This is a genomic window from Helicobacter baculiformis, from assembly GCF_900197685.1.
GTDB classification, from domain to species: domain Bacteria; phylum Campylobacterota; class Campylobacteria; order Campylobacterales; family Helicobacteraceae; genus Helicobacter; species Helicobacter baculiformis.
This window is the reverse complement of record NZ_FZMF01000008.1, coordinates 1-16,171: the sequence shown is the minus strand read 5'-3', so window position 1 is coordinate 16,171 and position 16,171 is coordinate 1. Positions and strand designations below refer to the sequence as shown.

Sequence of the window (16,171 nt, the reverse complement as noted above, 5' to 3'; positions counted from 1 at the left end):
ATGCAAGAAGCCATTTTTGGGGAGTTTTATTACCATAGCCCCTTGCAAAGTTTAAGTGCCTTTGATAGCAAGCAGTTGCAGGACTTGCTCGCCCAAATAGACACACAACGCCATAGCGGCTATTTCGTAGGTTATGTGCATTACCACGCTCTAAGCGCCTCTAAAAGCACCACCCCCATCGCCTACTTTACCCAGTTTGCCAAGAGGCAAACCTACACCCCCAAGCCCCTAGAAAACATGGTTTTTTACCCCCAAATTGACACACCTATAGACTTTAACACCTATGCCGCACAATTCAAGGCGATTCAAAAATCCTTTGAAGATGGCGAATGTGCGCAGGTGAACTTGACTTTGCCCCTGCATCTTAAAACCCACACCACCCCCCGCGCCATTTTTGAGCAAGTTTTGCGCAACCAACACACCCCTTATTGCGCTTTTTTACCAAGCCCCTTTGAAACTATCTTAAGTTTTTCGCCCGAGCTTTTCTTTGATGTGGATTATGGCAGACAAAGCATCTGCGTTAAACCTATGAAGGGCACAATCGCGCGCGGTATTACTCCTGAACAAGACGCACACAACCGGGAGTTTTTACAAAGCGATCCTAAAAACCGCCATGAAAATACGATGGTGGTGGATTTATTCGCCCAAGAACTCGCTCAAATCGCGCACAATATAGAAGTTACCAAACTTTGCGAAGTAGAGGCGCACCCAACCCTCTTTCAGATGACTTCTACTTTAGTGGGCACGCTTAAAAACCCCCAACTTCTCCCCCTTTTGCAGGCGATCTTCCCCTCTAGCTCTGTAACCGGCGAACCTAAACAAAAAAGCATGCGTTTGATTGAGGATTTAGAAAAGCATGATCGGGGCGTGTATTGTGGGGCGATTGGGGTAGTGGACGCACACCAAGCCCTCTTTAATGTGCCTATCCGCACCATGTGTGCGCCCGCGCAGAGTCAAACCTACACTTTGTGCGTGGGCAGTGGGGTAACACAGGCTAGCCAGCTAGAATCTGAGTATCAAGAATGCCATCTAAAGAGTTTCTTTATTCTGCCTAAAATGGAGTTTAGCCTCATTGAAACCATGCTCGTGCGCCACTTAGAAATTTGCCATAGAGATTTACACGCCCAGCGTCTAAAAAATAGCGCGCGTTATTTTAACTTCACCTATGATCGTTGGCTAGAACACTACCAACCTACCCAAGATGGGATTTTACGCCTAGAGTGGCATAAAGATGGCAGTCATAGCCTAGAATACAGCCCCCTAGAACCCCCAAAAAGTACTAAACTCCTCTTAGCTCCTAAACCTTTAGACCCCCATAATGATTTTTTAACCCATAAAACCACCTACACCCCGTGGTATGAAGAAGCGCGTGCGCTCATTGCTAAAGGGCTTTGTTTTGATGTGTTGCACTACACTTCTGAAGGGAGGCTTACAGAGGGGGCGCGCAGCAATCTTATTTTAGAGTTAGAAGGGCAACTCTATACCCCCAAATTTGGCGCAGGGTTATTAAAGGGAGTGGGAGTTACACGCTTGGTTGAGGCGGGGCACTGCACCCCTAAAGAGTTGAGTTTAGAGGACTTGAAGCGGGCAGATAAAATTTATGCCACCAACGCCATTAGGGGCATGGTAGAGCTTAGGCTAGATACGCCCATGTTATAATTTCTACATCACACCACAAAGGGGTCTTATGCGCTACATCAAACTTTACAAAGAGATCAATAACAGAGATGTCGCCTTAGTTGGGGGCAAGAATGCCAGCATTGGGGAAATGTTTCAAGAACTCGTGCCCAGTGGCATTAAAGTGCCTAATGGCTTTGCCATCACCAGCGATGCCTATTGGTATCTCTTAGAAAAAGGGGGGATTAAAGAACAGATTGTAGCCCTCTTGGAGGGCGTGGACGCGACCGAATTAGATGTGCTCAAAATGCGCTCCAAACAGATTCGCGATCTCATCTTTGGCACGCCCCTCCCTGCTGATTTGCGCGATGAGATTTTACAGGCGTACAAAATGCTCAGTGATGAATATGGCATGCGTGAAGCCGATGTCGCGGTGCGCTCTTCTGCCACTGCGGAGGATCTCCCCGATGCCTCCTTTGCCGGGCAACAAGACACCTATTTAAATGTGAAGGGCAAAACAGAATTGATTCACTACATCAAGGCATGCCTAGCCTCGCTTTTTACCGATCGCGCCATTAGTTACCGCGCTTCTAGGGGGTTTGATCACTTGAAGGTGGCTTTGAGTGTGGGGGTGCAAAAAATGGTGCGCGCGGACAAGGCGAGCGCGGGGGTGATGTTTTCTATTGACACGGAAACCGGCTTTAAAGATGCGGTCTTTATCACCTCTTCTTGGGGCTTGGGGGAGAGCGTGGTGGGGGGGTTGGTCAATCCGGACGAGTTTTATGTCTTTAAGCCCACTCTAGCCCAAGGCAAAGAACCCATTATTAAGCGCCAACTGGGTGATAAGAGTAATAAAATTGTGTATGCGAGTCGAGGGAGCGAACACCCCACCAAAACCATCCCCACCACCCCTAAAGAACAAGCTAGTTTTTCTTTGAGTGATAGCGATATTTTGAACCTCGCGCGCGATGCGGCTATCATTGAAGAGCACTACACCAAAGAAGCCGGGCAGTACCGCCCTATGGACATTGAATGGGCAAAAGATGGGGATAGTGGGGAGATCTTCATCGTGCAAGCGCGCCCTGAGACCGTGCAGAGCCAAAGTCTCAAACAAAGCGCTAAGGTGTATGAAAAATACCATTTTAAAAGCAATGCGCCCAAAGAGGTTTTGCTCACGGGCAAAGCCATCGGGGGCAAGATTGGCATAGGCAAGGTACGCGTGATCAATAGTCTCGATCACATGAATATTTTCAAAGAGGGCGAGATTTTAGTAACCGACAACACCGACCCAGATTGGGAGCCCATCATGAAAAAAGCGAGCGCGGTGGTGACTAATCGGGGCGGGCGCACCTGCCATGCCGCCATTGTGGCTAGAGAGATTGGCGTGCCCACCATTGTGGGGGCGATTGGGGCGACCGAATCGCTTTATACGGGCATGGAGGTTACGATTTCTTGTGCGCAAGGGGAGACGGGCTATATTTACGCGGGCGCGCATGCCTTTGAAGTGGAGCGTATCGCTTTAGACGCGCTGCAAGAACCCAAGACTAAAATCTATCTTAACATTGGCAATCCAGAGAAGGCGTTTAAATTCTCTCAATTACCCAATCACGGCGTGGGGTTGGCGCGCATGGAGCTCATCATGCTCAACCAAATCAAAGCCCACCCCCTAGCCCTGGTGGATTTGCACCATAATAAAAGCGTGCCTGAGCGCGATCAACTAGAGAATTTGATCGCCGGGTATGCAAGCCCTAAGGACTTTTTTGTCAAAAAGATCGCCGAGGGGATGGGGATGATTAGCGCTGCCTTTTATCCTAAGCCGGTGATTGTGCGCACCAGCGATTTTAAATCCAATGAATACATGCGCATGCTAGGGGGGAGCGCGTATGAACCCCATGAAGAAAACCCCATGCTAGGTTTTAGGGGGGCGAGTCGCTATTACTCGGATTTGTATAAAGAAGCCTTTGCTTGGGAGTGTGAGGCTCTGTGTTTGGTGCGTGAAAAGATGGGACTAACCAATATGAAAATTATGATCCCCTTCTTGCGCACCATTGAGGAGGCTAAAAAAGTCTTAGAAATTTTACGCAAAAATGGGCTAGAGTCGGGCAAAAATGGGCTAGAAATTTATATCATGTGCGAATTGCCCGTGAATGTGATCTTGGCTGATGACTTCCTGTCTCTCTTTGATGGTTTCTCCATTGGCTCCAACGATCTAACCCAGCTCACTTTGGGCGTGGATCGGGATGGGCAGTTGGTCAGCCATGTCTTTGATGAGCGCAACCCGGTGATATTGGAGATGTTCAAGCGCGCCATTGAGGCGTGCCAAAAACATGGCAAGTATTGTGGGATTTGCGGGCAAGCCCCCAGCGATTACATTGAGGTGGCAGAGTTTCTAGTCAAGCAGGGCATTAGCTCCCTCTCGCTCAATCCGGACTCGGTGATCGCCACTTGGAATAGAGTTGTGCAATTAGAAAGCCACACATGAGCTCTTTACTCTTGCTCTCAGGGGCGCTCTATCAGGGCAAATTTTTAGAATACGCCCTGCCTTGGATTCAAACTTTCTTCACACGCCACCGCCTCAAAGGAAAACAACTCGCCCTAATCGCCTATGGGAGTGTGCTCAGGAGTCAAGAAGAATGCGAAACCAACATGCGCGTGCTCTTGAAAGATTTTGATATAGAGGTGGTGGGCGTGCATAGAGGCTTAGAGATCATCCACACCTGCGCGGGTTTTATCATGAATGGGGGGAATAGTTTTAAGCTTTTAGAGGGGCTGTATGCGCATGATCTCTTAGGGGTGATTAGAGAGCGCGTTAAAGCGGGCGTGCCTTATTTGAGCTGGTCGGCTGGTTCTAATGTGGCGACCCCCAGTATCCACACCACCAATGACATGCCCATCACTCACCCCCCTAGTTTGCAGGCTTTAAATTTAGTGCCCTACCAAATTAACCCGCATTTTCCCACAGGCTCGGCTAATCATGAGGGAGAGAGTCGCCAAGAGAGAATCGCCGAGTTTTTAGCCCTCAATCCTCAAGCGATCGTGTATGGCATGCCCGATGGGGGCGCGTTGTGGGTGCAAGGAGAACAACACACTCCCTTACATGTAGCTAGCCGACCCTTTTACAAGTTTGAGTGCCACCAACCCCCCCAACTTGTCAAAACTAGACCCACGATTTAGAAGTTAATGACATAGTTCCAATAGAGGGCTACATTTCGTCTAAAGGTGATGGTCTCTTTTGAACCTAAACCGCCCATCATCCAGCCATTGCCACCACCTAGAGTATTTGTAATCGTGTAATAGGGATCATCAATAGTAGGGATACGCACACCAAATTCAAAGCCTTGATGTTTGGTAAAGTTAGTTCTAAGACCAACATTGAAAATGAATTGCACGAAAGTGGGCGAGAAAGTAGCTTTGCCTCCACTATTGGGTTTGTTAACTTGTCCTGCCTCGTAGCTGTAGCTATCATTCATAGTGGTGCAGGTAGATTGATTAGAGGAATTAGATTCTATTGTCCATTGACAATCATTTGGAGTGGTACTTTTGCCCATAAGCCATGAACTCCCCCCAATCATCACACCGGCAAAAACCCCAAATGTGCGGTTATTTCTTTCGTAGAAGTTAAAGAGGGCATCTATATCTACTCCGTAAAAGAGGTTAGCAGAGGGTTGGTTTATGGAAGCATATCCATAAGTAGAGCTTCCGTAAATAGAGCTATAACTTCCCCCTTGTCCGCTAAATATGCCATAGTAGCGCAACCCAAAATGTTTTTTCTGACCAAAGAATTGCTTGTATCCAAATTGAATATCTGCTCCATAAAGATTACCATTGTAAGTGGTGATATTGGCAGCAGCGGGTTGGAAGCATGTCGTTGAAGATCCGGGTAGTAGATAAGTGTTGCCGTATCCGTTGTTTTGACAGGGCGGGCTTCCACTATTTTGGAATGTGAAAGATGTCTGATTCTTTGTATTTACCCCTGAAAAATTCGAATACTCAAACCCGCCCTCAACAAATACCCCATTATCTTCTGCACTTAGAGGGGTTAGCGCAAAAAGACTTAACGCGCCAAAGCCTAAAAATGCCCGCTTAAGCTGATTGCTGATTGCTGATTGCTGATTGCTGATTGCTGATTGCTGATACTTAACATACCAAAACTTCCTTTACTAATGTGAAATAAAGATCAAAATAATAGCACCGCTTAAGCTTTAATTTAATTAAACTTATTTAGAAATTTTAAGAAGAGCGGTGTCTTTTTGATGGCAGTTGCGCAAAGTCCCCCAGCATGTCCCCCATGTGTAATTCACAAACACTACAAGATCTCGGTAAGTTTCATAACTTCTAATTGTAGGGATGCGCACACCCACCTCTAGCCCATTGATGATCTTCTGCCATTTGATGTGTTTATTCCATTTGTATCCACCATTTAGAGTTCTTGTATAGGCATATGTGAAGCGCAAACCCACATTAATCATAAATTGGAAATTAGCATAGGAGTAATGAGGCAACTTCCAAACACTCCCCCCGCCCGCTCCTCCGAGAAAACCCCCAAAAGTCCATGTGGTATTGTCTAGGAAATTAAAGAGCAAGTCAAAAGCACCCCCTGCAAAGTAATTTTGCAAGGTGTTATGGTTGCCAAACTGGCGGCTGAAAAGGGCGTAAAAGCGCATTCCAAAAGGGCTACTCTTGGCGCAATAGGGTTTATCCTTAGCTTTTTTCTGGCATAAAAAACTCATCCAACCCATTTCTACGTTGCCCCCATAAAGGTGTTCTTTTTTGAGAGGGAAAGTATATTGGGGGGTAAAGGGCGCGTATTGGAAACCACCCCCTAAAAAAATGCCCGAATCCTCAGCTCTCAAGGGTGCACAAATCAACACAACAAGACTAGCCAAAAGCTTAAAGAAGCGAAATTTTAAAGGGCTAGCCCACCAAGCGGCGCGCGTCATTAAAGAGCCCTAGAGCCATCAGGGCGATGAGTAAAGCCAGCCCTAAGAGATTGAGTTTTTCTAAATGAGCGCTTTTGAGCTTGCGCCTTGTCAAGCTCTCATAGAGCACAATGACCATCTGCCCCCCGTCTAAAACCGGGATGGGCAGGAGGTTTAACACCCCCAAATTGATAGAAATAAAGGCAACACTCAGCAGCAAGGCTAGGTTTTGTTGGTGCGCCATAAAGTCCACAATCCCCACCACCGAGCTAATTTCAGACACACTCACCACACCGACAAAGAGCTTTTCAATCCCCTTAAAAATCAGTGTGCACATGTCTGTAAGCTGGCTAAAGGCGCGCTGAGTAGATTCTAAAAATCCATAGCGCACCCATACTTGTTCTTTAGATGGGGCAATGCCGATGAGTTTAGTTTGCACCCTCTCTTTAAAGGCGTTTTGCGCGGTCTTAAGCGCGGGGGTGAGGGTGATATTGAGGAGATGATCGCGCTTAATTTGCAGGGTAATAGCCCCCTGTGCGCGCTGAATGGCGTTGAAAAGTTCTTGCCAATCTCTAATGGCTGTGCCATCTACAGCGACAATGCGATCCCCTATTTTAACCCCGCTTTGACTAGCAGGCATATCAGGGGTGAGCGCACCCACCACAGGAGCCAAACTGGCATGCCCGACTAAACCCACCCCCAAGTAAATCATAAAGGCGAGCAGGAGATTAAAGAGAGGCCCCATGCTCAAGATCAGCAACTTTTTAAAAAGGGGTTGGTTGGGGTAGCTACTTGGGTGCTCTATGGGGTCTTCTTGGAGTTTGACATAGCCTCCTAGGGGGATAATAGAGAGGGCGTATTGGGTGTTGCCCACGCGTTTAGCCCAAAGTTTGCGCCCAAAGCCGATACTAAAGACTTCTACCCCCACCCCGCACGCGCGCGCGCACAAGAAATGCCCCAATTCGTGAAAGAAGATCAAAAACCCCAAAGCCACAATAGAAGCCAGCCATCCCATTAAATCTCCAAAGCGCGCACGAGGCGGTAGTATTTGATCACATAATCCATGCCTGAATACAAAGTAGCAAAGAGGGCGAGGGCGACTAAATAATGCCCCACGACAACGCTGCCTAAGTGCAGGTCCGCCAAAAGAGAGCTAATGGCAATGATTTGCAAAAAGGTCTTATACTTGCCCAAACGACTCACCGCAATACTCTTGCCCATGTTAGAGACCGAGATTCTCAGCCCCGCGATGAAAAACTCCCGCCCTAAGATCACAAAGGGGATCCACGGGTTGATGCGATCCAAATAGAGCAAGCCCAAGAAAGCGGCTAAGATGAGAATTTTATCCGCTAAAGGGTCAAAGATTTCACCAAATAGGGTTTTCAAGTGGTAGTTTCTAGCGATATAGCCGTCTAAAAAATCCGTGAGCGCTGCGCCCAAAAAGATCAAGGATTCTAGATAATTGGTGTGCAATTTAGAGATTTTGAAGAGACTATCTCCATGCAAAATAAAAAAGAGCAAAAAGATCGCTAGAAAAATGCGCAGGATAGTGAGGATATTGGGGATATGGCGCATGCATTTTGTCAGCACAAGCGCCCCTTAGGGGCAGCTAATTTGTTTAAGTTGCACAAAACCCGCCGCAATCATGCCCCACCCCACTAACATTACCACTGCCCATAGCCAACCCATCACAAAGATAACATACATAGGCACAGGCACATTAGCAAATGCTAGCCCCACAAAGAGAATAAACGCAAAGCAAAGTCCAATAGTCAACATCCCGCGTTTAAATAGGGGATTTTGGGTTACCCGCGTGAGTTCTACGCACAAACGACAACTATAATAGGCATAAAGAGCAAGGATTAAAATCTTGAAATAGACATAAAGATCAAGGGTTAAAATCTTGAGTTGCAACATATCCGCAGGGTTTTTGAATACCAATAGTCCGCATAAGGATAAAAGCGCGTGCGCAATGTGGGGGAGAACGACGCATCTAAAAAGCAAGAGATTGCGCCCCACTTTTGCTAGCTTATAATAGCCCACCACTTGGGTTACAAACATCAGCAACCACAAGAACAAATAAAACCCCATCCAAGGCGACTTCAAAGACGCGCTGAGGTTCTTAGGCGCGTGCGCGAACCAAGAGGGCGCGCTAATAAGAGTGATTAAGGCTAGCACAAACCACAACGCCATCGCACAAAGGATATACTTCCTAGCGCTTTGTAATTGTGGGCTATTCTCTATAAAAATGGTCATACAAGGATCAACCCCTATTTAAAGGTCGTGCCCCCATCTACGACAATGGTCTGCCCGGTTAGCCACGCGCTTTGGGCTGGGTCGCACAGAAAATACACCGCACCGGCCAAATCTGCCGGGTTGCCCATGCGCTTTAGGGGGGATTGTTCTTCTACTTTTTGCTTCACCTGCGCATAATCCGGGAAGGCTTTGAGCGCGTCCGTGTCAATAGGCCCCCCACTCACCGCATTCACACGAATCCCAAATTCGCCCAAATCCATCGCGGCGTATTTGACCATGGTTTCTACCGCGTTTTTAGAATTGCCATGCCCGGCGTAATTGGGCATGTACACCAAATTGCCCGTAGAACTCAAAGAAACGATCGCCCCCCCTCCGACCATCTTCATGCGTTTAGCCGCCTCTTGGGCCCCCACTACAAAGGCTAACACCGTGGCGGTGTAGATATTATTCAAACCCTTAGGCTTGAGGCGCATAAAGGGGGCAAACCCTCCCACCACAGAACGTCCATAAATGATCGCGTTGGACACAAAACAATCGATGCGATCAAAATCCGCATCAATTTGCTTGAACAGCTCTACATATTGTTCGGGTTCTAAAATATCCAAGCGATAAGCGTGCGCCCTGACCTTGTAGCGATCTTGCATTTCTTGAACAATCTTATGGGCTTCTTCTTCGTTCTTATGGTAAGTGAACGCCACATTGACCCCATTTTGGGCAAATCTATAGGCAATCGCCTTACCAATCCCGCGTGTTGCCCCGCTCACCACTAGGGTTTTGCCCCGCATGGTCTGCTCTGATACATTCATGCCAATACCTCGTATTTCTCTAAGATGGTTTCTAAACTGCGCATGTTGTCCACGCTAGGGGCCACTAGGGGAAGGCGATAGACCAAGTGAGGGAGCAAGCCTGTTATGTGCATGGCTGCTTTAATAGGAATGGGGTTAGTCTCACAAAAGAGAGCCGTATTGATGTCGTAAAGTTCTGTTTGAATCGCACGCGAAGTGGTTAAATCCCCCTTGAGGGCGGCTTGTACCAACGCAGAAATCTTATTAGGCAGTAAATTCCCGGTAACAGAAATCACCCCTACCCCCCCGCAAGCCATGATGGCATGGTTGAGTTTGTCCTCCCCGCTATAGACTAAAATCCCCTCAGCAAAGCGATCCAGATCGGGCAATCTTTGCATCATCCCGGAGGCCTCTTTAATACCCACGACATTTTTGACCTCTTGAAAAAGTCTAGCTGCGGTTTGTGTGGCGATTTGCACCCCTGTGCGCCCGGGCACATCGTAGAGAATTAGAGGGATCTCTACAGAATTGGCGATGCTTTTATAGTGCTCAAAAAGCCCCTGCTGGGTGGGGCGGTTGTAGTAGGGGCTCACGCATAAAATCCCATCTGCGCCTACCCTTTGGGCAAAGGTGGCCAGCATGATCGACTCGCTAGTGGCGTTGCTCCCCACCCCTGCTAAGACTTTAATCCCCCTGGGTTTGCACACCTCAATGGCGATCTCAATACAGCGCATGTGCTCCTGATGGGTGAGAGTCGCCGATTCACCCGTTGTACCCACCGGCACACACGCGTCCATGCCATGCCGGATTTGGCGCTCAAGCAGAGCGGCATAAGTGGCCTCATCAACGGTACGATCCGCTTTAAAGGGGGTGATCAGAGCACTTAGCGCGTTCATGGAAATCTCTTAGGGTTTTAAAACAACACTGCTATAAACATCATCGCGGAAATATTCATTGACCACACGTACGATGTCCTTGACCTCTAGCGCATCAAACTGAGTTTGGTATTCTGCAATGTCTTTAATGTCCCCCTGTGTGAGGTATTCGGCAAAAATCTCCGCCACATCTGAAGAATTTTCTAAGCTAGCGATGAAGTCCGCGCGGTGATTCACCTTAACTTTATCTAATTGCTGTTGGGTGACACCCCCATGCTTGATCTGATCTAGAATATTCAAAATCTCTTGTTTGATCTTGAGCGCTTCTACATTTTGGTTTGCCCCCGCGATGAACAAGAACACGCTCGCGTCCTTGAGTTCCATATTTTGCGCAAACACCTGAGAAGCTAGGCGCTTTCGATCTACAAGATCTTTTTTTAACAAACTGCTATCCCCTTGCGTGAGCAACTTGGCTAACGCGTTGAGTGCGACTTGATCCTTATGCAAGAAAGGGGGTACTTTGTAACCAATGGCAAGCCACTCTAAAGAGAGATCCTTTTTGTGAATAGTGGTTTGACGCAAACCATTTTGTAGGGGCTCTTGCATATAGACATCTGGAATGGGCTGTGTCGTGGTGTTTTTGATCGCTCCAAAGTGTTTTTTAGCCTGTTCAAAGACCTGTTTGGGGTCTAAATCCCCCACCACAAGCACGATCGCATTCTTGGGTTGGTAGTACAAAGAGTGGAAATCTCTAATGTCCTTGAGTTTCCAGTTTTTGATGTCCTCCATAAAACCAATGGGAGTCCAGTGGTAGGGGTGGTAGACAAAGGCGGTGTTAAAAAAGCGGAAGTAGAGATAGCCTAGAGGCGAATTGTCCGTGCGCCACAAACGCTCTTCAGCCACCACTTGGCGCTCAGACATGAATTCACTCTCTTTAAGCTGCAAAGAGCCCATCATCTCCGCAAAGAGTTCTAAGGACTTGTCCAAATGGGTGTTGCTCGCCTTGATGTAGTAGCGGGTGTAATCAAAGCTAGTGGAGGCGTTGCTCACCCCCCCAAAGCTCTTCACAATCGCGTCAAACTCGCCCTCTTTGAGATGTTTAGTACTCTTAAAATTCATGTGTTCGAGCATGTGAGCGATCCCACTCTTGCCCATCATCTCATTGCGTGAGCCCACTTTGTAGAGCACATCTACCTCAATCACCCCGCTTTTATTGGCTAAAGGCACGGCGACCACCTGCAAACCATTATCTAAAGTGGTGCTGTAATACTTGGGCAAGGGCACGCAAGATAAGCACCCTTGTTTTTCCGCTGCGTCTAACATGGTTGCTCCTAGTAAGCTTAAGATCAGAATTTGTAAAACCCGTTTCAAAAACATCAATCCCATCATCACCCAATCCCAATGGCATCTTGAATAGAGTCCAAAGCGTCTCTTTGCAACAATTTTACTATATCTTGATTGATTTGTCTACAAATTGAAGGACCTTGATAAATAAAACCCGTGAAAATCTGCACAAAATGCGCCCCCATCTTAATGCGTTCATAGGCTTCTTGCGCACTATCAATCCCCCCCACGGACACCAAGACCGCTTTCCCAAAAAACGCCTGCGCAATTTGCTTAAACACTTCCCTACTCTTAGTTTTTAAAACCTGCCCGCTAATCCCCCCAAAGGGCTTTGCCCCGGGCAAGAGCGCGTAATCTAGAGTGGTGTTGGTGGCGATAATGCCATGCGCGCCGTGCTCAAGCGCGCTCGCGCACACTTTTAAAAGCGCATCGCTGGGCAGATCGGGGGCGACCTTTAAAAAAAGGGGTTTGTGTGTGAGTGTGCGCGCCATAGAAAAGAGCTCCCCCACAAAGGCGTTATTTTGCAAATCTCTAAGATTGGGCGTGTTGGGCGAAGAGAGATTAAAGACATAGTAATTCCCCACGCCCAAGCTGGCTTGCAGGGCCTGTTGGTAATCCTTAAGGGCGTGTTCTAGGGGAGTCTCTTTATTCTTGCCCACATTGACCCCCACCATGCATGCAAGCGGACGCACGCGCTCTAAGCGCGCCACCAAGCGCGCCACGCCCTTATTGTTGAAACCCATCGCATTTTGCAAACTCTCTTGCTTGGGGAATCGAAACAAGCGCGGCTTGGGGTTGCCATATTGGGGGCGGGGAGTGGCTGTGCCCACCTCAACCCCCCCAAAACCCAATTGATTTAGCCCGGCTAACATGGTGGCGTCTTTATCAAACCCGGCCGCTAGACAGATAGGATTTGGCATGGACATGCCTAAAATGGTGTTTTCTAGCATGGGATGTTGGTAGGGGCGTACCAAGTAGGGACACCAGCCCAAGAGTTTTAAAACTTGTTCAGCTAGAGTATGCGCGCTCTCAGGTTCTAGAGAGAACAACAGCTTTTTAGCTAGATTGTAAAATCTACCCATGCACTCTTTCTACTTCTTGCTCAAAAAAAGCTTGAGCATCAAAGCACGCCCCTTTACATGGTACTTTGTGATAAGTACCATCGGGTTCAAGTGTATAGGATTGTGCATTATCTTTGAGTTGAGTGTGCAAAATATGGAATAATTTGCGCTGAATACTCTTAGAAGGGGCCGGAATGAGCAATTCTACCCGCTTGTCTAAATTGCGCGTCATCATGTCGGCGCTAGAAAAATAGAGTTTGGCGCGATCGTGGGCAAAATAATAAATGCGCGCGTGTTCTAAATATTTCCCCACAATAGAGAAAACACGAATATTCTCACTCAAGCCCTCCACTTGGGGGCGCAAACAACAAATCCCGCGGATAATCAGATCGATTTTAACTCCTGCACGCGAGGCATCATAGAGGTCTTGGATAATATCCGGGTCTACTAAGGCGTTGGCTTTTAAGATGATGTGCCCCTTTTCTTTAAAGCGCATTTCGCTTTGGATCAGATCGTGCATCTGACCCCGAATTTGTTTTGGTGCCATAAATAAGGTTTGTAAATGGGTTTTTGCAGAAACGCCCGTACTGAGTGAGTGGAACAATTTTAAGACATCATAGGCAATTTGCTTGTTAGAAGTAAGCAAACTAATATCCGTATAGACTTTCGCTGATTGAATATTGTAATTGCCTGTACTCAGGTGTACATATCCTCTAATCTGATCGTCTACCTTACGCACCACAAGGGCGAGTTTGGCATGTACCTTCAACTTGGGCACGCCATAGATGACATGCGCGCCTGCGTCCTCTAAGGCTCTAGCCCAGTGTAAATTATTCTCTTCATCAAAACGCGCCTTGAGTTCCACGAGCACACTCACCTGTTTGTGGGGGGCAGCTTCTGTTAGTGCTTTGACAAGGGGGGATTGCTTGCCCACGCGATAAAGAGTCATCCTAATGGCTAAGACATAAGGGTCTTTAGCCGCGTCTTGGATAAATTGCACCACAGGATCGAAGCTTTCGTAAGGGTGGAAGAGAAAAATATCCTGCTTGTCTAACAGATCGAACATATCGGCATGGTGTTCTAAATCGCTCAAGGGGGGGAGCACTTTGGGGTGAAAAATCGGGGCTTTGAGTGCGCTATAGCCCTTTGTATTCACCAACTCCCACAAAGAGCCTAAATTTAAGAGAATATGACTTTTGTAGACATCTACCCCGGGCATTTTATGCTTGATAAAGTCCAAGAGATCTTCATGTGCCCCACTCACCTCCAAGCGCACCACATCGCCCCGGTTGCGTGTCCTCAAACCCTCACTGATGAGCTCGACTAAATCATGCCCCTCATCTTCGATGATCTCCATGTCTGCATCACAAGTAACCCTAAAAACCATGCTGGCGAGCACATCATGCTTTTCAAAGAGCAGGGGTGCAAATTCGCGTACCACCTCCTCCACAGGCACAAACACCCCTTTTTCTACTTCTACAAAGCGTTTTACCACTGCAGGGATTTTGATAATGCCATAAGTTTTATGCGCATGCTTGTGGCGTTTTAAACTGAGCACTAATCCAAAGCTTAAATTACTTAAAAAGGGAAAGGCACGCGCCGGATCTAACACAATGGGTAACACTAGAGGGTAAAGCGTATTTTCAAAATAATCTTGCAATTTATCTCGGTGTCTTTGACAAAGCTCCTGCACCCCATCAATCAAAGACAAGCCCACGGCACTTAAACCTGCCCTAAGCTCTAAAAACTGCTCTTGCACAATGCGTTGTTCGGCACGCAGATAGTGGTGGATGCGTTTGAGTTGCTTATCATGACTCATCTGATCCACGCCCACCTTAACCCCCCCTTCTTCGCTCAAATGCTTAAGTCCAGCTACACGAATCATATAAAACTCGTCTAAATTTGTGCCATAAATGGCTAGAAACTTCAAGCGTTCTAAAAGAGGTAACTTAGTGTCGCAAACCTGATCTAAGACCCGCGTGTTGAATTGTAGCCATGAAAGTTCTCGGTTAAAATACAAACGCGCCAAACCCATGCCAAAAACTTTCTACACAAATATTTGAGTTTATCCTACAATACTAGAGTTAATCAATACATAACCTCTGGCCTAATTCTAAAGTAATTTCAAAGGGTGTTTTGATAAAGTTAAGCATTTCAAAATCCCATGAGGAGTTTTTTGAGCATGTCCCATGTCCCCATCGCGATGGCTTTTGATCGCAACTATCTCTGTCCGGCAGCGGTGGCAATCCACTCTTTATTAACATGTCTGCAGCGCTCTAGGGAACGCATTACCCCCCCCCCCCCCCCTTCCCCCCCCCCCCCACTTACACGATTCACATCTTTAGTATTGGGCTCACCTCAAACGACTTACAAAAACTCACCTCTATCTTAGAACCCTATGCTCATTTTATTAGTCTAGATTTTATCAATATTGAAGCATGGCTAGAAAAAATCCATAATCCCTTCCCTCCGGCGTTTTTGGCGCGCTTTTCTCAGATGGTACTTGTTAAGTACTTTTTAGCAGACTTATTTCCTCAATACGATAAGATTATTTGGACCGATGTAGATGTGCTATTTTTAGACGACCCCACTTTGGATTTTCTCACACTAAATACCTCTGAGCCTTACTACTTGCATGCAGTCTTTACTAGTGAGTACCGCCATGCTCTTGAAGGATTTTGGCTGTGTAATTTGACCTACATGCGCACGCACAACTGGACACAAAAAGTTCTAGATCGCATCCACACCCAACAAATTCTTAACGAACCCCAACTTATCTCTTTTGTATGGCCAAATGAGATTGCACAGCTGCCCCTTAAATATTGCGTTTTTCCGGCTCACTACGAAAGCAGGACTATAGACTATGTTCATCCTAACGATCTACCCTTCCTGCAAGAAAGCCTAGATCGTCCTATCATCCTACATTACTGTGACTTCCATGGGGTGCCCAAGCCTTGGGATTTACCCCTTAGTTTGAAAGCCGGCTTGTGGCTGGAAATCCTATTGCAAACCCCTTTTGCCCATGATTTTTTGCAAAACTGGGATTGCAGACAATCCTTTTTTATTAAAGAAACCGTGTATCAGTTCTATTTCTCCAATAAATATAGTACTCTTACTCTTGTTTTTGTCATCCCTTTCAAATTCTTAAAGAGCTACCTTAAAGCTGTAAAAGAACGCCTGTTTTCTGAAGGATGGCGCGCATTAGCAGGACGCATGAAGGCGAAATTGTTAAAATACATCGTTAAGGCAAGAAAATAGGATTTTTATCACCATGCCGTAAACCCTCTAGTCTAAAGTTACTTTTTAACACACTC

14 protein-coding genes are annotated in these 16,171 nt (G+C 47.0%); 4 read left to right on the top strand and 10 right to left on the bottom strand.

The window, feature by feature from the left end:
* Genes C6G87_RS01690 through pepE form a run of 3 tightly spaced genes read left to right on the top strand, consistent with a single transcriptional unit; the run spans position 1 to position 4,791 of the window.
* Positions 1-1,659, top strand: a complete 1,659-nt coding sequence (locus C6G87_RS01690; RefSeq protein WP_158653068.1) for a bifunctional chorismate-binding protein/class IV aminotransferase — start codon at positions 1-3, stop codon at positions 1,657-1,659.
* A 28-nt stretch (positions 1,660-1,687) separates the two neighbouring features.
* The gene (ppsA, locus tag C6G87_RS01685; protein WP_104751821.1) at positions 1,688-4,099 is read left to right on the top strand and encodes a pyruvate, water dikinase; all 2,412 of its coding nucleotides are present in this window, start codon (positions 1,688-1,690) and stop codon (positions 4,097-4,099) included.
* Entirely contained in the window at positions 4,096-4,791 is a 696-nt protein-coding gene (gene pepE, locus C6G87_RS01680) for a dipeptidase PepE (RefSeq protein WP_104751820.1), read from the top strand. Before ppsA ends, pepE begins: the two co-directional genes overlap by 4 nt.
* On the opposite strand, the gene C6G87_RS01675 is transcribed toward pepE, so the two are convergent.
* The 10 genes from C6G87_RS01675 to ppk1 all read right to left on the bottom strand — a co-directional run bounded on the left by C6G87_RS01675 (position 4,788) and on the right by ppk1 (position 14,892).
* Positions 4,788-5,420: an outer membrane protein gene (locus C6G87_RS01675; protein WP_324761391.1), complete on the bottom strand. Its 633-nt coding sequence runs from the start codon at positions 5,418-5,420 to the stop codon at positions 4,788-4,790. The two genes, pepE and C6G87_RS01675, sit on opposite strands and share 4 nt — an antisense overlap.
* A gap of 414 nt (positions 5,421-5,834) precedes the next feature.
* Positions 5,835-6,557 (bottom strand): outer membrane beta-barrel protein, encoded by a 723-nt coding sequence (locus C6G87_RS01670; RefSeq protein WP_104751818.1) that lies wholly within the window; start codon positions 6,555-6,557, stop codon positions 5,835-5,837.
* The gene (gene rseP / locus C6G87_RS01665; protein ID WP_104751817.1) at positions 6,532-7,551 is read right to left on the bottom strand and encodes an RIP metalloprotease RseP; all 1,020 of its coding nucleotides are present in this window, start codon (positions 7,549-7,551) and stop codon (positions 6,532-6,534) included. The genes C6G87_RS01670 and rseP overlap by 26 nt, the downstream gene beginning before the upstream one ends.
* Positions 7,551-8,111 (bottom strand): CDP-diacylglycerol--glycerol-3-phosphate 3-phosphatidyltransferase, encoded by a 561-nt coding sequence (gene pgsA, locus C6G87_RS01660; RefSeq protein WP_104751816.1) that lies wholly within the window; start codon positions 8,109-8,111, stop codon positions 7,551-7,553. Before pgsA ends, rseP begins: the two co-directional genes overlap by 1 nt.
* A 24-nt stretch (positions 8,112-8,135) precedes the next feature.
* Entirely contained in the window at positions 8,136-8,792 is a 657-nt protein-coding gene (locus C6G87_RS01655) for a phosphatidylglycerophosphate synthase (RefSeq protein ID WP_104751815.1), read from the bottom strand.
* Positions 8,793-8,806: 14 nt separating this feature from the next.
* The gene (locus C6G87_RS01650) at positions 8,807-9,577 is read right to left on the bottom strand and encodes an enoyl-ACP reductase (RefSeq protein ID WP_199767599.1); all 771 of its coding nucleotides are present in this window, start codon (positions 9,575-9,577) and stop codon (positions 8,807-8,809) included.
* A gap of 17 nt (positions 9,578-9,594) precedes the next feature.
* The gene (gene dapA / locus C6G87_RS01645; RefSeq protein WP_199767598.1) at positions 9,595-10,479 is read right to left on the bottom strand and encodes a 4-hydroxy-tetrahydrodipicolinate synthase; all 885 of its coding nucleotides are present in this window, start codon (positions 10,477-10,479) and stop codon (positions 9,595-9,597) included.
* A 3-nt stretch (positions 10,480-10,482) separates the two neighbouring features.
* Positions 10,483-11,838: a M16 family metallopeptidase gene (locus tag C6G87_RS01640; RefSeq protein ID WP_199767596.1), complete on the bottom strand. Its 1,356-nt coding sequence runs from the start codon at positions 11,836-11,838 to the stop codon at positions 10,483-10,485.
* A 2-nt stretch (positions 11,839-11,840) separates the two neighbouring features.
* Entirely contained in the window at positions 11,841-12,878 is a 1,038-nt protein-coding gene (gene pyrD / locus C6G87_RS01635; RefSeq protein ID WP_104751812.1) for a dihydroorotate dehydrogenase (quinone), read from the bottom strand.
* Positions 12,871-14,892: a polyphosphate kinase 1 gene (gene ppk1, locus C6G87_RS01630; RefSeq protein ID WP_104751811.1), complete on the bottom strand. Its 2,022-nt coding sequence runs from the start codon at positions 14,890-14,892 to the stop codon at positions 12,871-12,873. The genes pyrD and ppk1 overlap by 8 nt, the downstream gene beginning before the upstream one ends.
* Before the next feature lie 296 nt (positions 14,893-15,188).
* On the opposite strand from ppk1, the gene C6G87_RS01625 reads away from it, so the two are divergent.
* Positions 15,189-16,115 (top strand): glycosyltransferase, encoded by a 927-nt coding sequence (locus tag C6G87_RS01625; RefSeq protein WP_104751810.1) that lies wholly within the window; start codon positions 15,189-15,191, stop codon positions 16,113-16,115.
* Positions 16,116-16,171: the final 56 nt, after the last annotated feature.